The organism is Streptomyces fungicidicus, assembly GCF_003665435.1.
Classification (GTDB): Bacteria; Actinomycetota; Actinomycetes; order Streptomycetales; family Streptomycetaceae; genus Streptomyces; species Streptomyces fungicidicus.
On record NZ_CP023407.1, the window covers coordinates 5,370,206 to 5,387,835 of the forward strand.

Consider the following 17,630-nt stretch of genomic DNA (forward strand, 5'->3'; position numbering starts at 1 on the left):
GCCCGCCCCTCGCACTCAGTCGTCGTCGGAGTCGCCCCGGTCGGCGGTCACCTTCCCGCTGCCCAAGTCCACCCGCCAGTCCCGCTCACCCCCACCGGAGGCACGCGTCTCGGCCTCCCACCCCCGGTCGTCGTCGTCCAGCTCCACCGACGTCACGACCCCCTTGCCGGCCGCCGCCCGCGCGGCCTCTCCGGCGGTCACCGAAGAACCCTTCAGCGCGGCCCGCACCTCGCGGGCGTCGTCCTCGTCGTCCGCCGAGGCCCCCAGCACCTTCCCGCTGCCAGGGTCGACCTGCACGCTGTGCCAGCCGTCGTCGTCCCCGAGGACGTCGACCTCCCAGGCCCCGTCGTCCAGTTCGGCGGCGACGGCCGTGCCCGGCGTGTGCTTCAGCGCCGCGGCGAGTGCTTCGGCGGCGGTCACGTCACCGGAGACGGCGCGCTCGTCGCGGTCGTCACCCCGGTCGTCGCTCCGGTCTTCACCCCGGTCGTCCCGGTCGTCGCGGTCCTCGTTCCGGTCGTCCCGGTCGTCGTCCCGTCCGTCGTCGTCCCCCGCCCGGGCCTCCGCCCGCGCCACCGATGCCCCCCGGTCGTCGTCCCCCGAGACCGCGAGGGCCGTGGCGGTACCGCCCCCGACCAGAGCCGCGGCCGTGACGACGGCGATCACGATGTTGCGCTTCATGCGATGTCCTCCCGAGTCACTGCGTTACGCACTGTCCGGCATCAATCTCGCCGACCGACGCTGAGAGGAACCTGAACCCTCCTGAAGCGATCTTCAGCTTCGTTTTGCGACCCTTGCGCCATGCGCCCGCCCGTCACCCACCACCACCCTGCCGGAGGCGCTGCGCGCCGCCCCTATCGACTCTTGATCGTGGAGGACGAGAAACGCCTCGCTCTCTCCCTCGCCAAGGGACTCACCGCCGAGGGCTACGCCGTGGACGTCGTCCACGACGGCCGGGAGGGCCTGCACCGGGCCACGGAGGGGACGTACGACCTCCTCATCCTGGACATCATGCTGCCCGGTCTCAACGGCTACCGGGTCTGCGCCGCGCTCCGCGCCGCCGGACACGACGTGCCGATCCTGATGCTCACGGCCAAGGACGGCGAGTACGACGAGGCGGAGGGCCTGGACACCGGCGCCGACGACTACCTCACCAAGCCGTTCTCGTACGTCGTCCTCGTCGCCAGGATCAAGGCGCTGCTGCGCCGCCGGCCGGCCGGGGCCTCCCCATCCATGTCCACGGCGACCTCAAGGTGGACACCGCCGCCCGCCGCGTCTTCCTGGGCGAGGACGAAGTGGCGCTGACCGCCAAGGAGTTCTCGGTCCTCGAGCACCTGGTGCTGCGGGCCGGCGAGGTGGTCTCCAAGGCCGACATCCTGGAGCACGTCTGGGACTTCGCCTACGAGGGCGACCCCAACATCGTGGAGGTCTACATCAGCGCCCTGCGCCGCAAGCTGCGCGCCCGGCTCATCCGCACCGTGCGCGGCGCCGGCTACCGGCTGGAGACGGCCCCGTGAGCCGGCTGTTCGGCTCGGTCCGCGCGCGGGCGACGCTCGGCGCCACCCTCGTGGTCGCGGTGGCCCTCGTCGCGGCCGGCACCGCCGTGGTGCTGTCGCTGCGCTCCAATCTGACCGGCGAGGCGGGCACCCAGGCGGAGCGTTCCGCGCGGGCGGTCGCCGCCGAACTCGCCGTGCGGACGCCGTACGACAAGCTGTCGGGGCTGGACGGCGACGACGGCCCGGTGCAGATCGTCGACGAGGACGGGCGGCTGGTCGCGGCCAGCGACGACCTGGAGCGGATCAGCGGCACGGCGACGGCCGACGTGACGCCGCGGCCGGCGGACCCGGACGGCGACGACGATGACGACGACTCGGACGGCGACTCGGACGGCGACGACTCCGGTGACGACTCGCGCGGCTCCGACGACTCCGGCGAGTCCCTCGAACCCGGCGAGATCGCCCGCGAGACCACCTTCAGCAACGGCTCCGCCACCATCGACGGCGACGCCGAGGACTACCGCTTCGCCGCCGTGAGCGTCGAGACCCACGACCGGGGCCGCCTCACCGTCCACGCGGGCGCCCCACTGGCCGCCGAGCACAGCGCCGTACGGACCGCGCTGACCGTGATGCTCATCGGCTTCCCGCTGCTCCTGGCGGTCGTCGCCGGCGTGACCTGGCTGGTCACCGGACGCGCCCTGCGCCCGGTGGAGGGCATCCGCCGCGAGATGGCCGCGATCACCGCCTCCGAGGACCTCGCCCGCCGCGTCCCCGAACCCGCCACGCACGACGAGATCGCCCGTCTCGCCCGCACCACCAACGAGACCCTCGCCGCGCTGGAGGCGTCCGTGGAGCGGCAGCGGAGCTTCGTCGCCGACGCCTCGCACGAGTTGCGCAGCCCGATCGCCTCCCTGCGGACGCAGTTGGAGGTGGCGGCCGCCCACCCCGAGCTGCTCGACCTGGAGGGCGCCGTCGAGGACACCGTGCGCCTCCAGCACCTCGCCGCCGACCTGCTGCTGCTCGCCCGCCTGGACGCGGGGGAGCGTCCCGCCGGCGCCCGGGTCGACCTGGCGGCGCTGGCCCGCGAGGAGGCCGCGGGACGTCCCGGGGTGACGGTGGACGCGGAGCCCGCAGAGGTGTCCGGCTCGCGGGGGCAGCTGGGGCGGGTGCTCGCCAACCTGCTGGACAACGGCCGGCGGCACGCCCGTGAGCGGGTGACGGTGACCGTGCGGCAGGAGGGCGGCTCGGCGGTGCTCGCGGTCGCCGACGACGGCGAAGGCGTGGCCGAGGCCGACCGGGAGCGGATCTTCGAGCGGTTCGTGCGGCTGGACGCCGCCCGCAGCCGCGACGACGGCGGCGCGGGACTGGGGCTCGCGATCGCGAGGGATGTCGCCGTACGGCACGGCGGGACGCTCACCGCGGGCGCGGCGCCGGCCGGCGGAGCCCTGTTCGAACTCCGCCTGCCGCTCGCCGGGCGGGAATGAGGACGGGTCAGTGACGTCCCCGCTGGCCCCGCAGGTGCTCGGCGATGGGCTTGAGGGCCTTGTCGAGTTCGGTGAGCGCCTCGGGGGAGAGCAGGTCGATGAAGTGCCGCCGTACGGACGCCACATGGTGGGGCGCGACCTTCAGCATGGTCTCCATGCCGTGCTCGGTGAGGACCGCGTAGAGCCCGCGGCGGTCGGACTCGCAGTTCTCCCGCCGGACCAGGTCCGCGTTCTCCATACGGGTGATCTGGTGCGAGAGGCGGCTCTTGGACTGCAGGGTCGCGGCGGCGAGGTCGCTCATCCGCAACCGCCGGTCCTCCGACTCGGACAGGTTCACCAGGATCTCGTAGTCGTTCATTGTCAGGCCGAACGGCTGCAGATCCTTCTCGAGCTGGTACGTCAACAGCCTGTTGACCTCCAGGTGGGTGCGCCAGGCGCACTGCTCCGCATTGGTCAGCCAGCGAGTGGCCGTCTCGGTCTCCATGAATGAAGTCTACCTAAGGAAGTTGAATGGCGAACTAATAACGCTTCCGGGTGACACCGGGCTCAGGCGTTCGACGTCACACCCCGCACACTACCGCTCACAGCCCGAAGCGACGCTGGAGGTCGCCCAGCTGTCCGGGAAGGCGCGGTGCGCCCGCGCCCTGCCCGTGGCCACCCGGGACACCGCCCCCGGGTACCCCCGGCTCATGCGGAGGGACCCCCGTGGCCTGCTCCGCCATCAGCGCCTCGGACGACTGGAGCAGCACCGTGCCCGCCCCCACGAACTCGAACTGGTGCTCCTCGCCGGAGGCCCCGCCGAGACCCGTCATCGCACGTAGACCGCCCATGACACCGGTCAGGTAGCCGTGGTCGTAGTGATGGCACGGGGACGGGCAGTCCGCCCAGCCGACCAGAGCCTGCGGGTCCACCCGGATGGGGGGTTCCATGAACACCACCGGACCGTTCGACGCGGCCACGAACTTTCCGGTTCCGATCAGCGTCAGGAAGCCCGGCACGATCGACTGCTTGAGCGCGAGACTTGGCTGAAAAGCGAGGAGATTGCCCGAGCGAATGGTCAGGTTGCCGTCCTCGAGGTCGTACGAATTGACGTCGAAGGCCCGGTCGGCGAGGAGCATCTTGCCCGAGCCCTCCGCCACGACCCAGTCGCTCGCGTGCAGTGGCGAATGGAACGACGTGCGGACGAGTCGGTCGAGTCGCCCGTGTCCGACGCCGTTGAAGTCGATCGAGCCGTAGTAGGCGATCATCTTCCCCTTCTGCATGAACCACTGGGTGCCCTTGAGCTCCACGCAGAAGGTGTAGTGATCGACGTTGTCGTCGGCCGGCAGCGTCATCGGGTCGAAGACCGCGGGCCCGGCGCCGGGGGTTCCGTACGTGCTCACAGCTTCTCCTCCGACGCCTGGACGTACACGGCTCCGCTGCCGCTCAGCTCCAGCTGGAAGGCCTCGCCGGAGCCCCGGCCCACCATGTCCCGCCAGCCGAGGGCGGTCGACAGCCTGTTGCGGACGTCGCCGTGGTGGGCGACGTAGGCCTGCGGGTCGACGTGCACCGGCCGCTGCGGGGTGATCGGGACCTCGATCACCCCTCCGTGGGCCATCACGGCGACCGAGCCGTGCCCCTTCAGCGACGTGGTGAACAGCCCCTGCCCCGATACCTGGCCCCGGACCATGCCCATCACCCCGCCCTGGGAGCCGAGGAACACCGTGCCCTGCTCCAGGGTGCCCTCGAAGGCGAGCAGCCGGTCGGCCTCGACGTAGAGGGTGTCCCCGGAGAGGTCGATCACCTGGATGTGGTGGCCGCCGTGCCCGAACAGCACGGTCCCGCTCCCCTCGACGGTCATCAGTGGCGTGTCCTCGTTGGCGACCCGCCGCCCGATCATCGACATCACCCCGCCCTGGCCGCCGCGCAGGTTGGGGGTGAAGCTCACCTCCCCCTTGTACGCGAGCATCGCGCCGCGCTGGCTGAACAGCCGCCGGCCCGGTTCCACGGTCGCCTCGATCATCTTCGGGTTGATCTCCCGGAAGCCCATCTCACACGTCCCCCGCGATCGTGTTCCGTTCACTGGGCTGGACGTAGACCAGTCCGTCGCCCTCGAACCGGATCTGGAAGGCCTCGCCGCCGCCCTCTCCCACGAAGGTGCGGAAGGTCACACCCGACTGGAACGACTGCCGCAGGTTCCCCTGGTGGGCCACATAGGCGCCGGGGTCGACCGTCAGCGGGTACTGCGGGCTGACCCGCAGCAGCACGGCCGGCCCGTCCGACATGATCGCCGCCTGGCCGTGCCCCTCGATCGTGGTCGTGAACAGCCCGTTGCCCTGCGAGGCCCCTCGCAGGCCGGTGAAACTGGTCCCGGTGCGCAGCCCGCCGTCGGTCGCCAGCAGGTTGCTCGACTCCACGAACAGCTTGTCCCCCTGCAGACCCACCAGATTGATCTCGGAGGCACGGTCCGCGAAGAAGCAGGTCCCGTGCCCTTTCACCTCCATCAGCGTCATCTGCTCACCCGTGAGCCGCCGGGTCACCATCCCCCGTAGCCCCTCACCGCCACCACTGAGCTTCTTGAAGGCCATCTCGCCGTCGTACGCCACCATCGAGCCGTTCTTCGCCTTCACGGCATCCCCGGTCATGTCGACGGCGAGCACCTTGCTGCTCTGAAGTCGGAACATAGCCACGCTTGCGACGGTAGCGGCACCTTTGCCCGCGCCGACAGAGCCCGACGGGGGAGTCGGACCCCGACCCGACCCGGAGATGACTCCCTGGACCCCCTCCGGTGATCGCGGACGGCGTTTGTCACAATGGCCGGGACGCTTGTGCGTGTGTTCACAAGCCGTCCGAACCGTGCGAACCATCGACGCCGACGTCTCTCCCACCGAAGGTGACCCGTGGACATCAAGACCGCCTCCGCCCTCCGCCGCCTCCGCCTGGTCTCGGGCCCCGAAGCGATCTCGTTCCTGCTGCTGCTCGTCTGCTCCGTCCTGAAGCGCACCACGGACTTCAACGCCGTCCCGGTGATGGGCGCGGTCCACGGATTCCTCTTCGTCCTGTACGTGCTCTTCTGGGCCGACGCCTGGAACCGCGCCAAGTGGCCGCTGAAGACCGCCGCCTTCTACTTCCTGATGTCGGTCCTGCCGACCGGCGGCTTCTTCGCCGACCGCCGGCTCAAGCGCGAGGCCGAGGACGCGGTGATCGCCACCCGCGCCCGCAACGAGGGAGTGGTGAGCGCGTGATCGTCGCCTTCTCGGTGACACCGCTGGGCGTCGGCGAGGACGTGGGGGAGTACGTCGCCGACGCCGTGCGGGTGGTCCGCGAGTCCGGCCTGCCGAACCGCACCGACGCGATGTTCACCTCGGTGGAGGGGGAGTGGGACGAGGTCATGGACGTGGTGAAGCGCGCCGTGGCCGCGGTGGAGGCACGCGCGCCGCGCGTCTCCCTGGTCCTGAAGGCCGACATCCGCCCGGGAGTGGAGGACGGTCTGACGTCCAAGGTGGAGACGGTGGAACGGCACCTGGCCCGCGACGACGGCTGACCCGCGGGGACCGAGGGGCGAGACGGAGCTGACCGCCATATGACCGGCCGGTAGGGTCTGCTTCGTGTCGAAGCCGCTCAGTCTCTCGTTCGATCCCATCGCCCGCGCCGACGAGCTCTGGAAGCAGCGCTGGGGCAGCGTGCCGTCGATGGCCGCGATCACCTCGATCATGCGGGCGCACCAGATCCTGCTGGCCGAGGTGGACGCGGTGGTGAAGCCGTACGAACTCACGTTCGCGCGGTACGAGGCGCTGGTGCTGCTGACCTTCTCCAAGTCCGGCGAGCTGCCGATGTCCAAGATCGGCGAGCGCCTGATGGTGCACCCCACGTCGGTGACGAACACCGTGGACCGCCTGGTCCGCTCCGGCCTGGTCGCCAAGCGCCCCAACCCCAACGACGGCCGCGGCACCCTCGCCACCATCACCGACAAGGGCCGCGAGGTGGTCGAGGCGGCCACCCGCGACCTGATGGCCATGGACTTCGGCCTGGGCGCGTACGACGCCGAGGAGTGCGGAGAACTCTTCGCGATCCTCCGCCCCCTGCGCCTGGCGGCGGGCGACTTCGAGGGGGAGTGACCGCTGCAGCCAGCGGTTGACCGGGAAGTACCGCTTATCGGTGATTTCTTCCCCTGCTGATCTGCAGAAACGCTTGGCCGTCGGCTCTTCCAGGGATCCTGTCGACCTGCCTTACAGCGGGCGATCGTCGCCCGTGCCGGTCAGCGGGAGCCTGTACATGCGTTTTCTCAATACTGTTCGTGGCGCGGTGGCCGCCCTCGGGGTGTGCGCCTTGGCCGCTGCCGGGTCCGTGGGGGCCGTGGCACCGGCTCACGCCAGCGCCACCGGGTCCGCTGCCATCGGCAGTTTCACCTACGAGGTGCGCGGTGCCACGGTGAAGGTGCCGGTCGGTTGCTTTCTGACTCACGCCGTCAAGGGATCGGGCAAGCGCATCACCAGCCAGCTCGCCGGTGTCGATTGCGTGGGTGTGGCGGCGACCTTCTCCCAGTTCTGCAACTGGAGGATCGACTTCGCCTACGCCGACACGAACAGCAAGACCTACAAGACATCACGTGGGGCCACGCATGCGGAGTGTGCGGGGGCCCCGCTGAGGAACGCCGCGCCGCAGACACTGCCGGTATACGGCAAGACGTGCGCGAAGTTGTACCTCAACGGCAAACTCCGCGCCGCGCAGTGTCACTACGTCACGAAGTGAGTGTCGCCGCTCTGGAAAAGCGGACGTCAGGCCGTCGCGGCTGCCGCGTCGGCCTGCTTCGCGATGAGCGGCTCGGCCTCGCGCGTCACCCGGCGCTCGACGAAGAAGGCGGCCGTCGGAATGGTGCCGGCGAGCAGGACCCAGAGCTGGCGCCCCACCGGCATCTTCATCTTGCTGCCGAGGTCGAAGGCGAAGATCAGGTACAGCACGTACAGCCAGCCGTGAGCGATTCCGACCACCGTGACGAAGCTGTCGAATCCGTCCAGGCCCAGGAGGCGTTTGCCGATCACGCCCACGGTCAGCAGAACCAGCAGGACTGCGGTGATGTAAGCCATCACTCGGTAGCGGGTCAAGACGCTCTTCTTCATGGCTCCGAGGGTAGCTGGTGCGTTGTGGTGGCCTGCGCGCATGTCCTGGCCTGCAACGCTGTCCATTACTAGGACGTCCTAGTAAATTTGAAGGCATGGACGCTGACGCCATCGAGGAGGGCCGCCGTCGCTGGCAGGCCCGGTATGACGCCGCGCGGAAGCGCGACGCGGATTTCACCACGCTCTCCGGCGATCCCGTGGAGCCGGTGTACGGGCCCCGGGACGGGGACACCTATGAGGGGTTCGAGCGGATCGGGTGGCCGGGGGAGTACCCCTTCACCCGGGGGCTGTATCCGACGGGCTACCGGGGGCGGACGTGGACCATCCGGCAGTTCGCCGGGTTCGGGAACGCCGAGCAGACCAACGAGCGGTACAAGATGATCCTCGGCAACGGCGGGGGCGGGCTCTCCGTCGCCTTCGACATGCCGACGCTGATGGGCCGCGACTCCGACGACCCCCGCTCGCTGGGCGAGGTCGGTCACTGCGGGGTGGCGATCGACTCGGCGGCCGACATGGAGGTGCTGTTCCGGGACATCCCGCTCGGGGACGTCACCACCTCCATGACGATCAGCGGGCCCGCCGTGCCCGTCTTCTGCATGTACCTGGTCGCCGCCGAGCGCCAGGGCGTCGACCCCGGCGTGCTCAACGGCACCCTGCAGACGGACATCTTCAAGGAGTACATCGCGCAGAAGGAGTGGCTCTTCCAGCCCGAGCCCCATCTGCGCCTCATCGGCGACCTGATGGAGCACTGCGCGGCCGGCATCCCCGCCTACAAGCCGCTGTCGGTCTCCGGCTACCACATCCGCGAGGCCGGTTCGACGGCCGCGCAGGAGCTGGCGTACACGCTCGCCGACGGCTTCGGGTACGTGGAGCTGGGGCTCAGCCGCGGCCTCGACGTCGACGTCTTCGCGCCCGGGTTGTCCTTCTTCTTCGACGCGCACGTCGACTTCTTCGAGGAGATCGCCAAGTTCCGCGCCGCCCGCCGCATCTGGGCGCGCTGGATGCGGGACGTGTACGGCGCGAAGAGCGAGAAGGCGCAGTGGCTGCGGTTCCACACCCAGACCGCCGGTGTCTCGCTGACCGCGCAGCAGCCGTACAACAACGTCGTGCGGACCGCCGTGGAGGCGCTGGCCGCGGTGCTCGGCGGGACCAACTCGCTGCACACCAACGCCCTCGACGAGACCCTCGCGCTGCCCAGCGAGCAGGCCGCCGAGATCGCCCTGCGCACCCAGCAGGTGCTGATGGAGGAGACCGGCGTCGGCAACGTCGCGGACCCGCTGGGCGGTTCCTGGTACGTCGAGCAGCTCACCGACCGCATCGAGGCGGACGCCGAGAAGATCTTCGAGCAGATCAAGGAGCGCGGGCTGCGCGCTCACCCGGACGGCAAGCACCCGATCGGGCCCATCACCTCCGGCATCCTGCGCGGCATCGAGGACGGCTGGTTCACCGGCGAGATCGCCGAGTCGGCGTTCCGCTACCAGCAGGCGCTGGAGAAGGGCGACAAGCGGGTCGTCGGCGTCAACGTCCACACCGGTTCCGTCACCGGCGACCTGGAGATCCTGCGGGTCAGCCACGAGGTGGAGCGCGAGCAGGTGCGGCTGCTCGGCGAGCGCAAGGCCGGACGCGACGACGCGAAGGTGCGCGGCGCGCTCGACGCCATGGTCGCCGCCGCGCGCTCCGGCGCCAACATGATCGAGCCGATGCTCGACGCCGTACGCGCGGAGGCGACCCTCGGCGAGATCTGCGGCGTCCTGCGCGACGAGTGGGGCGTCTACACCGAGCCCGCCGGGTTCTAGCCCAGGGACCGGCCGGCCCGCAGGCTACGGCTTGCGGGCCACCGCTCCGTAGAGCGAGATCACCGCGTGCTCGTCGGTGGTCTCGCCCTCCGCCAGCTCGGGACGCCAGTCGGTCAGCTGGACCAGGCCGGGCTCCACCAGATCCAGCCCCTCGAAGAAGCGGGCGATCTCCGCACGGGTGCGGGGCGCGAGCGTGACGCCGCCCGCCTTGTACATCTCGACCCCGCGGCCGACCGCCACGGGGTCGAAGTCGGCGGTGAGCTGCGACAGCACCAGGTGGCTGCCCGACGGCAGCGCCTCGACCAGCCGCGCCACCAGTCCGTACGGGTCGTCCTCGTCGCCGAGGAAGTGCGTCAGCGCCACCAGGGACAGCGCCACCGGCCGGCCGAAGTCCAGGCTCTCCCTGGCCTGTTCCAGGATGCGGCCGGGTTCGCGCACATCGGCCTGGACGTAGTCGGTGACGCCCTCGGGGGTGCTGTGCAGCAGCGCCTCGGCGTGCTTCAGCACGATGGGGTCGTTGTCGGTGTAGACGACCCGGGACTCCGGTGCGAAGCCCTGGGCTATCTGGTGCAGATTGGGCTCGGTGGGGATGCCGGTGCCGATGTCCAGGTACTGGCGGACGCCCGCCTCGCCGGCCAGCCAGCGGGTGACCCGCTGCATGAACCAGCGGTTGGTGCGGGCGATGTACTGGGCCGTGCCGTCGACGCTCATGATCTGGCGGCCCAGTTCCTCGTCCACGGGGTAGTTGTCCTTGCCCCCGAGGAACCAGTCGTAGACACGGGCCGGGTGCGGCCTGGAGGTGTCGATCCGTGCGGTGACGCGTTCGGTCCCGGTCATACGAGCCTCCCCGGCTGCTCGGTGTCCCCTGTGTCCCGGTGCGGGATGATCACGATCCTCGCAGCGCGGCCGGGGCCGACGACAGGTGACTACCGGCCGACCGTGGCCGGTTCGCGGCAGTCCGGAGTCACCCGGAGCCGGGATCGGGGGCGGCGGAGAGCCCCGACAGCAGCACCCGGGTGAAGCCGTGCACCCACTCCTCGTCGGCGGGTTCCGCGCTCACCAGGGTGCGGTGCACCACCGCGCCGGCCACCATGTCGAAGATCAGGTCGACGGTGCGCGCCGCCTCGCCGGCGTCGGACTCCGGCGGCAGTTCGCCCCGCGCCTGCGCCCGTGCCCGGCCCGCGAGGACGAGCCGCTTCTGCCGGTCCACGATCGAGTCGCGGATCCGCTCGCGCAGCGCCTCGTCGCGGGTGGACTCCGAGACCACCGCCATCAGCCCGCTGCGGGCCTCCGGGCGGGCCAGGATCGCCGCGAACTGGAGCACCACGCCCTCGATGTCGGCGGCCAGCGAGCCGCGGTCGGGCAGGACCAGCTCGTCGAAGAGCTCCGCGACCGCGTCCACCACCAGTTCGTTCTTGCCCGCCCAGCGCCGGTAGAGGGTCGTCTTCGCGACCCCGGCGCGGACCGCCACGTCCCCCAACGTGAGCTTGGACCAACCCAGTTCGACCAGAGCCTCGCGGGTCGCGGCCAGGATCGCGGCGTCCGCGGCGGCGCTGCGCGGACGCCCGGTGCGACTGGCTGGGGTGCGGCTCTGCATGGCACGACGATAACGGCGGATTCCGCGCGGCCGCGCGTGAGGGAGATCACCGGGGAGGGCTGTTCCGCGAGCACCCTCCGGCATTACGCTACGACTCGTAGCGAAAGCGCGCGGGACCGGTGTGCCCGAGCGACGACCACCGGCGTGGGGTGGGGACCCGGCGCCCAGCAGGACACGCACAGCAGCACGGGAACGTCCGGCATTCCCCGGGCGTTTTCACACACGCGCGCCGTACGGGGGAGGATAGACGCATGCAGCCACGGAACATGTCCATGAGCGGGGTCGTCGACCTCGCCGCGGTGAAGGCGGCCCAGGAGGCCAAGGCGAAGGCGGAGCAGGCGCGCGCCGAAACGGCCCGGCAGGGCGGCGGGGGCGCCGTCTCCCCGGCCGATCTCGTCATCGACGTCGACGAGGCCGGGTTCGAGCAAGACGTCCTGCAGCGCTCCACCGAGGTCCCGGTCGTCATCGACTTCTGGGCCGAGTGGTGCGAGCCCTGCAAGCAGCTGAGCCCCCTGCTGGAGCGGCTCACCGTCGAGTACAACGGTCGGATCCTGCTCGCCAAGATCGACGTCGACGCCAACCAGATGCTGATGCAGCAGTTCGGGATCCAGGGGATCCCGGCGGTCTTCGCGGTGGTCGCCGGACAGGCCCTGCCGCTCTTCCAGGGGGCCGCGGGCGAGGCGCAGATCCGCCAGACCCTGGACCAGCTGGTGCAGGTCGGCGAGCAGCGCTTCGGCCTGACCGGTCTCTCCGTCGACCCCGAGGCCGAGCCGGGCGGCGGCGGTGCCCAGGCGGCTCCCGCCGAGGCGGTGGGCCCGTACGACGCCCTGCTGGAGGCCGCGGTGCAGGCCCTGGACAGCGGCGACCTTGCCGGTGCCGTCCAGGCCTACAAGAACGTGCTCGCCGACGACCCGGGCAACCCGGAGGCCGCGCTGGGCCTCGCCCAGGCCGAACTGCTCCAGCGGGTGCAGGGCCTGGACCCGCAGCGGGTGCGCCAGGACGCCGCCGAGAAGCCGGCCGACGCCGCCGCGCAGATCGCCGCCGCCGACCTGGATCTGGTGGGCGGTCACGTCGAGGACGCCTTCGGCCGGCTCATCGAGACGGTGGCGCGCACCGCGGGCGACGACCGGGACGCCGTACGGGTGCGGCTGCTGGAGCTGTTCGAGGTGGTCGGCGCCGAGGATCCGCGGGTGATCGCCGCACGCCGGGCGCTGGCGCGGGCCCTGTTCTGAGCCACCCGGACTCCGCGCCCGATTCCGGCTGTTTTGCCGGGCGTTCAGGGCGCTGGGGTCCGAGTTGCCGATTGGCTCACGGATGCCGCTGCGGCCGCGCTTTGCCAAAACTTGGTAATCGCGGCCGCTGTTACTGCGAGTAAGTCGCGGGCGGTGGTCTGTCGGATTATGTCCATCGATCAATAGTTTTGTACGACACCCACAGTGCACCCAGCGTCGCTGAGCGGGCCCTGTGCGCCGCCTCACGGTTATCCGGCCGTTACTAGCGAGTAACGAACCCCCTTGTGTCGACGGCGAGAATGCACCACGATCGGCGACGCTCGGTCCATTCCCCGTACCCCGACAGCCGGTCGGGCGGCGGGAACCTCTGGGTCCCCACCGAGCAGGACCGGCGGCAGTGGCGCCGGTCCTTGGACAGGGGGGTCTTCGCCCACCCGGTGAAGCCTGTCCAGCAGGGTTGTGCGTGATGCGTGTCAGGCGCGACCAGTGGTTGTCGCTCGGGGGTGATCGCCGGTGATTCGGGTGCGTCGTACGCGCCGTCGAGTTCGGGCGCTCTCCTTCCCGAGGACGTAGCACTTCTCCCATCCCTGCCCGGCTGAGCCGCCGTTGATGGCGACGAGTCAGGGGCAGGAGATGTACGTCCGAGAAGGAGGAAATATGGAGTCCCAGGTGCGTGGCGGGACCAGATGGAAGCGGTTCGCCGTTGTCATGGTGCCCAGCGTGGTCGCCACGGCGGCGGTGGGTGTCGGCCTGGCACAGGGCGCTCTCGCGGCCTCGTTCAGCGTCTCCGGCCAGCAGTTCAAGGTGACGGCCGGTCACCTGCACGGTGAGGGTTTCGCCCAGTACGGCGGCATCGACAGCGTCTACACGTCGACCGACGGCAAGACCAAGACGCAGGTGCCCGTCGCGATCTCGTCGTTCGACGACGCGACGATCAGCAAGATGTGCCAGTCGGTCAAGACGGAGATTCCCCTCATCGGGAAGACGATCTACCTCCGTCTCGAGGCCGGCAACGACGCGAAGAAGCCGGTCGAGGCCAAGAACCTCTACATCGACGTCGCCCAGCTCGACGCCGATGCGACGTTCAAGAACATCGACATCGGTGTCGCGATCAAGGACAAGACGCGCGGCCCGGCGAACAAGGACGAGAAGACCACCCTGCCGGGTGGCTTCGCGCAGCAGGCCGAGACGGCCGACCTCTACGGCGTCAAGCAGACGGCGTGGGCGACCACGGCCGGCACGTTCAAGCTGAGCGGCCTGTCGATGCGTCTCGGTACGGACGCCAAGATGGAGTGCTACTGACGGCTCCGTCACCGGGGTGTTCCCGGGGTGGCTGAGCCGCCCCGGGGGGCGGGGAAGTTCTGGCTTCTCCGCCCCGCCGGCCCGGCAGGTCCGCGTGCCGGGCCACCTCACAGACTTCCACCTTCCGGCTTCTCCACGCCTACGGCCGAGCCGGTACGTACTTCCACCGGACCCAGGGAGCTTTTTCCATGAGTGCCGAGACTCCGGGCGAGAGCGCCGGGAACTTCGACCGGTTGCGTCTGCGATTTCGCGACTGGCGGGGCACCCGGCCGTTCTGGGCCGGTCTGTTCACGCTGCTGGGCGGAATCCCCATCGCGTACTTCCCCTACGCCACGCTCAAGCTGGGCCACATGTCGCTCGCCATGGCGACGACCGCGGGCGCGGGATCGCTGATCATCGGCGTACTGCTGGTCACGCTGGGCCTGACCATGTGGTTCCAGTCGGCCACCCGGGTCTTCGCCGGTGTCGCGGCGATCCTGCTGGCCCTGGTGTCCCTGGTGGTCTCCAACATAGGCGGCTTCCTGATCGGCTTCCTGCTGGCGCTGGTCGGCGGCGCCCTCGCCCTCTCCTGGGCGCCGGGCAGGCCGCAGGACGAGGCGCCCGGGGAGCACGGCGGTTCCGACGCGCCCACGGCGCACGGCGCCACCGGCGATCTGCCCGAGGACCACGTCGCGGAGCGGCACTACCCGGCTCCCTCGTTCGAGAAGCACGACGGCGGGGAGGCCGACGGGGTCCGGGCCGCCGTCCACGACGGGGGGCACCGTGTCGGCTGAAGAGGTGCGCGGGCCGCGTCACGCGGCCCCCAGGAAGCCGCTGTTCACCAGATTCCACGTGCCGAGCGGCAAGGCGATAGCCCTGGCGGCGATGCCCACCGCCGTCCTCATGGGCATGGGGTTCACCCCCACGCTGGCCCTCGCCGACGGCAACGACGCGACGCCGCCCGCGAACAGCCTGACCGCCGACGAGTACAAGGACTGCATCGAGGTCCTGAAGGGTGACGAGAAGGACGACGCCACCGCGTCGCCCTCGCCGTCCGCCTCGGCGAGCGAGAGCGCGGCCGCGGACGAGGAGTCGGCGGAGCCGGCCCCCGAGACCCCCGAGCAGAAGGCCCCGGAAGCGGACAAGGACACGCCCTCTTCGTCGGATTCAGGTTCCGACGACAAGGACGAGCCGGCTCCCGCTCCCTCCGCGACCGCGGGCGGGGACGACTCCGCCGGGCAGGACGAGCCCGCCCCGTCGCCCTCGGAGACCGAGCGCAACGTCCTCGAGGACCTCGGGGACGCCATCAAGGACGTCTTCACCCCGAAGGAGAAGGAGGCCGAGGCGAGCCCCACCCCGTCCGCCTCCGCCTCCGCCGAGGAGGAGGCCGGCGGCGCGGTCGAGGACGCGGCCGGCGCCGTGCAGGAGACCACCGAGAAGGTCGCCGAAGCGGCGAAGGACACCGCGGAGGACACCGCGGGCAAGGCGTCGGAGGCCGCCGAGGACGCCACGGAGACGGTCGAGGAGGTTGCCGAGGAGGCGACCGCCTCGCCGAGCCCCTCCGAGTCGGAGTCGGACGCCGTCGACCCCGAGGACTGCCCGGTCGCCACCGACGCCGAGGGCGGGGTCGACAACAAGATCCTGCTGCCCGAGGACGCCTGGACCCTGAACGCCAGTTCGCTGACGCTCAAGGGCGCCTCGTACAAGGGCATCGTCGAGGTGCGGACCTCCAGCGGCGCCACCAAGAAGGTGCTGAAGTACGTCATCTCCGGCGGCACCGACATCGGCGACCTGCACCAGACCGTCAAGGACGACCTGTCCGGCAAGACCCACCACGTGCAGGCCGCCAAGGGGTCGACGTCGACCATCCGCGACGGCGACACCGTGATGTACACCGAGAGCATCTCCGGCAACCTGCTCGGGCTGATACCGATCACGTTCGACCCGGAGAACCCGCCCCCGCTGGACATCCCGCTCATCTACTTCACCAAGGTGACGGTGAAGCAGGCCGGCCAGTTCGGCGGCACCCTCCACGTACCCGGGCTGCAGCAGTACATCACCGACTGAGCACCCGTCAGGACCCTTCCGGGAGCCGCGGAAACACCGAGGGCGCCCCCTGCGCGCAGGGGCGCCCTCGGTGCCGTACGGGCCCTTGGCGGGTCAGCTCGTCGAGCCGCCCAGGTGGTGCACGCGGACCATGTTGGTGGTGCCGGGGACACCGGGGGGCGAGCCCGCCGTGATGACCATGGTGTCGCCCTTGCTGAAGCGGTTCAGCTTGACCAGCTCCTGCTCCACCAGCTCGACCATCTCGTCGGTGCTGTTCACGAACGGCACCACGTGCGGCTCCACGCCCCAGCTGAGCGCCAGCTGGTTGCGGGTCGACTCGTCGGTGGTGAACGCCAGGATCGGCTGGGCGACCCGGTAGCGGCACAGCCGCCGGGCGGTGTCGCCGGACTGGGTGAAGGCCACCAGGCCCTTGCCGTCGAGGAAGTCGGCGATCTCGCAGGCGGCGCGGGCCACCGAACCGCCCTGGGTGCGCGGCTTCTTGCCCGGCACCAGCGGCTGCAGGCCCTTGGAGAGCAGCTCCTGCTCGGCCGCCTGGACGATCTTCGACATCGTCCGCACGGTCTCCACCGGGTACGCGCCCACGCTCGACTCGGCGGAGAGCATGACCGCGTCGGCGCCGTCCAGGATCGCGTTGGCCACGTCGGAGGCCTCGGCGCGGGTCGGCCGGGAGTTGGTGATCATCGACTCCATCATCTGGGTCGCCACGATCACCGGCTTGGCGTTGCGCCGGCACAGCTCGATCAGGCGCTTCTGCACCATGGGGACCTTCTCGAGCGGGTACTCGACGGCGAGGTCGCCGCGCGCGACCATCACACCGTCGAACGCCATCACGACGTCCTCCATGTTCTCCACCGCCTGCGGCTTCTCCACCTTGGCGATGACGGGGACCCGGCGGCCCTCCTCGTCCATCACGCGGTGGACGTCCGCGACGTCCTTGGCGTCCCGGACGAAGGACAGCGCGACCAGGTCGCAGCCCATCCGCAGGGCGAACCGCAGGTCCTCGACGTCCTTCTCGGACAGCGCGGGCACGTTCACCGCCGTGCCGGGCAGGTTGATGCCCTTGTGGTCGGAGATGACACCGCCCTCGATGACGATCGACTTCACCCGCGGGCCCTCGACGTCCAGCACCTTCAGCTCGACGTTGCCGTCGTTGATGAGGATCTGGTCGCCGCGGGACACGTCGCCCGGCAGGCCCTTGTAGGTCGTGCCGCAGATCGTCCTGTCGCCCGCGACGTCCTCGGTGGTGATGGTGAACTCGTCACCGCGCACCAGCTCGACGGGACCCTCGGCGAAGGTCTCCAGGCGGATCTTCGGGCCCTGGAGGTCGGCGAGGACGCCGATGGCCCTGCCCGTCTCCTTGGAGGCGGCACGGACCCGGTCGTACCGGCCCTGGTGCTCGGCGTGCGAGCCGTGGCTGAAGTTGAAGCGGGCCACGTTCATGCCGGCTTCGATCAGGGCGACAAGCTGCTCGTGGGAGTCGACCGCGGGGCCGAGAGTACAGACGATTTTCGAACGGCGCATGGGGCGATCCTATCGGTTTGTTTCGCTCCGGAATATTCCGTCTGGCGGAATGTGCAAATG

General features: G+C 70.4%; 19 protein-coding genes and 1 pseudogene. 11 read left to right on the forward strand and 9 right to left on the reverse strand.

All coding sequences use genetic code 11. The annotated features are described in order from the left end of the window. Positions 1 to 15: 15 nt before the first annotated feature. The gene (locus tag CNQ36_RS24705) at positions 16 to 678 is read right to left on the reverse strand and encodes a PepSY domain-containing protein (protein WP_121547567.1); all 663 of its coding nucleotides are present in this window, start codon (positions 676 to 678) and stop codon (positions 16 to 18) included. Positions 679 to 798: 120 nt separating this feature from the next. Here CNQ36_RS24705 and CNQ36_RS24710 point away from each other — a divergent pair. After that, positions 799 to 1,514: pseudogene (locus tag CNQ36_RS24710) on the forward strand (response regulator transcription factor). After that, a complete protein-coding gene (locus CNQ36_RS24715) occupies positions 1,511 to 2,977 on the forward strand; it encodes a sensor histidine kinase (RefSeq protein WP_121547568.1) in 1,467 nt (488 codons plus the stop codon). Before CNQ36_RS24710 ends, CNQ36_RS24715 begins: the two are co-directional and overlap by 4 nt. A gap of 7 nt (positions 2,978 to 2,984) precedes the next feature. Here the strand turns inward: CNQ36_RS24715 and CNQ36_RS24720 are convergent, their stop codons facing one another. The 4 genes from CNQ36_RS24720 to CNQ36_RS24735 all read right to left on the reverse strand — a co-directional run bounded on the left by CNQ36_RS24720 (position 2,985) and on the right by CNQ36_RS24735 (position 5,640). Beyond that, on the reverse strand, positions 2,985 to 3,461 hold the full coding sequence (locus CNQ36_RS24720; protein WP_004925412.1) for a MarR family winged helix-turn-helix transcriptional regulator: 477 nt from the start codon (positions 3,459 to 3,461) through the stop codon (positions 2,985 to 2,987). 97 nt (positions 3,462 to 3,558) lie between these two features. After that, entirely contained in the window at positions 3,559 to 4,359 is an 801-nt protein-coding gene (locus CNQ36_RS24725) for an AIM24 family protein (protein ID WP_121547569.1), read from the reverse strand. Further along, a complete protein-coding gene (locus CNQ36_RS24730) occupies positions 4,356 to 5,006 on the reverse strand; it encodes an AIM24 family protein (RefSeq protein WP_004925408.1) in 651 nt (216 codons plus the stop codon). The genes CNQ36_RS24725 and CNQ36_RS24730 overlap by 4 nt, the downstream gene beginning before the upstream one ends. A gap of 1 nt (position 5,007) precedes the next feature. Then, on the reverse strand, positions 5,008 to 5,640 hold the full coding sequence (locus CNQ36_RS24735) for an AIM24 family protein (protein ID WP_121547570.1): 633 nt from the start codon (positions 5,638 to 5,640) through the stop codon (positions 5,008 to 5,010). A 216-nt stretch (positions 5,641 to 5,856) separates the two neighbouring features. Here CNQ36_RS24735 and CNQ36_RS24740 point away from each other — a divergent pair, with 216 nt between their 5' ends. From CNQ36_RS24740 to CNQ36_RS24755, 4 genes are all read left to right on the forward strand, one after another. After that, positions 5,857 to 6,201, forward strand: coding sequence for a DUF3817 domain-containing protein (locus CNQ36_RS24740; protein ID WP_004925401.1), 345 nt, complete (start codon positions 5,857 to 5,859; stop codon positions 6,199 to 6,201). After that, positions 6,198 to 6,500: an MTH1187 family thiamine-binding protein gene (locus CNQ36_RS24745; RefSeq protein WP_004925398.1), complete on the forward strand. Its 303-nt coding sequence runs from the start codon at positions 6,198 to 6,200 to the stop codon at positions 6,498 to 6,500. The genes CNQ36_RS24740 and CNQ36_RS24745 overlap by 4 nt, the downstream gene beginning before the upstream one ends. 64 nt (positions 6,501 to 6,564) lie before the next feature. Beyond that, positions 6,565 to 7,074 (forward strand): MarR family winged helix-turn-helix transcriptional regulator, encoded by a 510-nt coding sequence (locus CNQ36_RS24750; RefSeq protein WP_004925395.1) that lies wholly within the window; start codon positions 6,565 to 6,567, stop codon positions 7,072 to 7,074. Positions 7,075 to 7,114: 40 nt separating this feature from the next. After that, the gene (locus CNQ36_RS24755) at positions 7,115 to 7,708 is read left to right on the forward strand and encodes a hypothetical protein (RefSeq protein ID WP_228313065.1); all 594 of its coding nucleotides are present in this window, start codon (positions 7,115 to 7,117) and stop codon (positions 7,706 to 7,708) included. Positions 7,709 to 7,734: 26 nt separating this feature from the next. Here the strand turns inward: CNQ36_RS24755 and CNQ36_RS24760 are convergent, their stop codons facing one another. Next, the gene (locus CNQ36_RS24760) at positions 7,735 to 8,076 is read right to left on the reverse strand and encodes a DUF3817 domain-containing protein (RefSeq protein ID WP_121547572.1); all 342 of its coding nucleotides are present in this window, start codon (positions 8,074 to 8,076) and stop codon (positions 7,735 to 7,737) included. Positions 8,077 to 8,171: 95 nt separating this feature from the next. On the opposite strand from CNQ36_RS24760, the gene CNQ36_RS24765 reads away from it, so the two are divergent. Further along, a complete protein-coding gene (locus tag CNQ36_RS24765) occupies positions 8,172 to 9,872 on the forward strand; it encodes a coenzyme B12-dependent isobutyryl-CoA mutase large subunit (protein WP_004925373.1) in 1,701 nt (566 codons plus the stop codon). A 24-nt stretch (positions 9,873 to 9,896) separates the two neighbouring features. On the opposite strand, the gene CNQ36_RS24770 is transcribed toward CNQ36_RS24765, so the two are convergent. Continuing rightward, on the reverse strand, positions 9,897 to 10,709 hold the full coding sequence (locus CNQ36_RS24770) for an SAM-dependent methyltransferase (RefSeq protein ID WP_121547573.1): 813 nt from the start codon (positions 10,707 to 10,709) through the stop codon (positions 9,897 to 9,899). A gap of 127 nt (positions 10,710 to 10,836) precedes the next feature. Continuing rightward, positions 10,837 to 11,469, reverse strand: coding sequence for a TetR/AcrR family transcriptional regulator (locus tag CNQ36_RS24775; protein WP_004925366.1), 633 nt, complete (start codon positions 11,467 to 11,469; stop codon positions 10,837 to 10,839). A 251-nt stretch (positions 11,470 to 11,720) separates the two neighbouring features. On the opposite strand from CNQ36_RS24775, the gene CNQ36_RS24780 reads away from it, so the two are divergent. From CNQ36_RS24780 to CNQ36_RS24800, 4 genes are all read left to right on the forward strand, one after another. Then, a complete protein-coding gene (locus CNQ36_RS24780; RefSeq protein WP_004925363.1) occupies positions 11,721 to 12,701 on the forward strand; it encodes a tetratricopeptide repeat protein in 981 nt (326 codons plus the stop codon). Between the two features lie 657 nt (positions 12,702 to 13,358). Further along, positions 13,359 to 14,003: a DUF6230 family protein gene (locus CNQ36_RS24790; RefSeq protein ID WP_004925361.1), complete on the forward strand. Its 645-nt coding sequence runs from the start codon at positions 13,359 to 13,361 to the stop codon at positions 14,001 to 14,003. Positions 14,004 to 14,191: 188 nt separating this feature from the next. Further along, a complete protein-coding gene (locus CNQ36_RS24795; RefSeq protein WP_121547574.1) occupies positions 14,192 to 14,776 on the forward strand; it encodes a DUF6114 domain-containing protein in 585 nt (194 codons plus the stop codon). Continuing rightward, positions 14,766 to 16,049: a hypothetical protein gene (locus CNQ36_RS24800; RefSeq protein WP_121547575.1), complete on the forward strand. Its 1,284-nt coding sequence runs from the start codon at positions 14,766 to 14,768 to the stop codon at positions 16,047 to 16,049. The genes CNQ36_RS24795 and CNQ36_RS24800 overlap by 11 nt, the downstream gene beginning before the upstream one ends. 93 nt (positions 16,050 to 16,142) lie before the next feature. Here CNQ36_RS24800 and pyk read toward each other — a convergent pair whose 3' ends face one another. Then, on the reverse strand, positions 16,143 to 17,570 hold the full coding sequence (gene pyk / locus CNQ36_RS24805) for a pyruvate kinase (protein ID WP_121547576.1): 1,428 nt from the start codon (positions 17,568 to 17,570) through the stop codon (positions 16,143 to 16,145). Between the last annotated feature and the right edge of the window lie 60 nt (positions 17,571 to 17,630).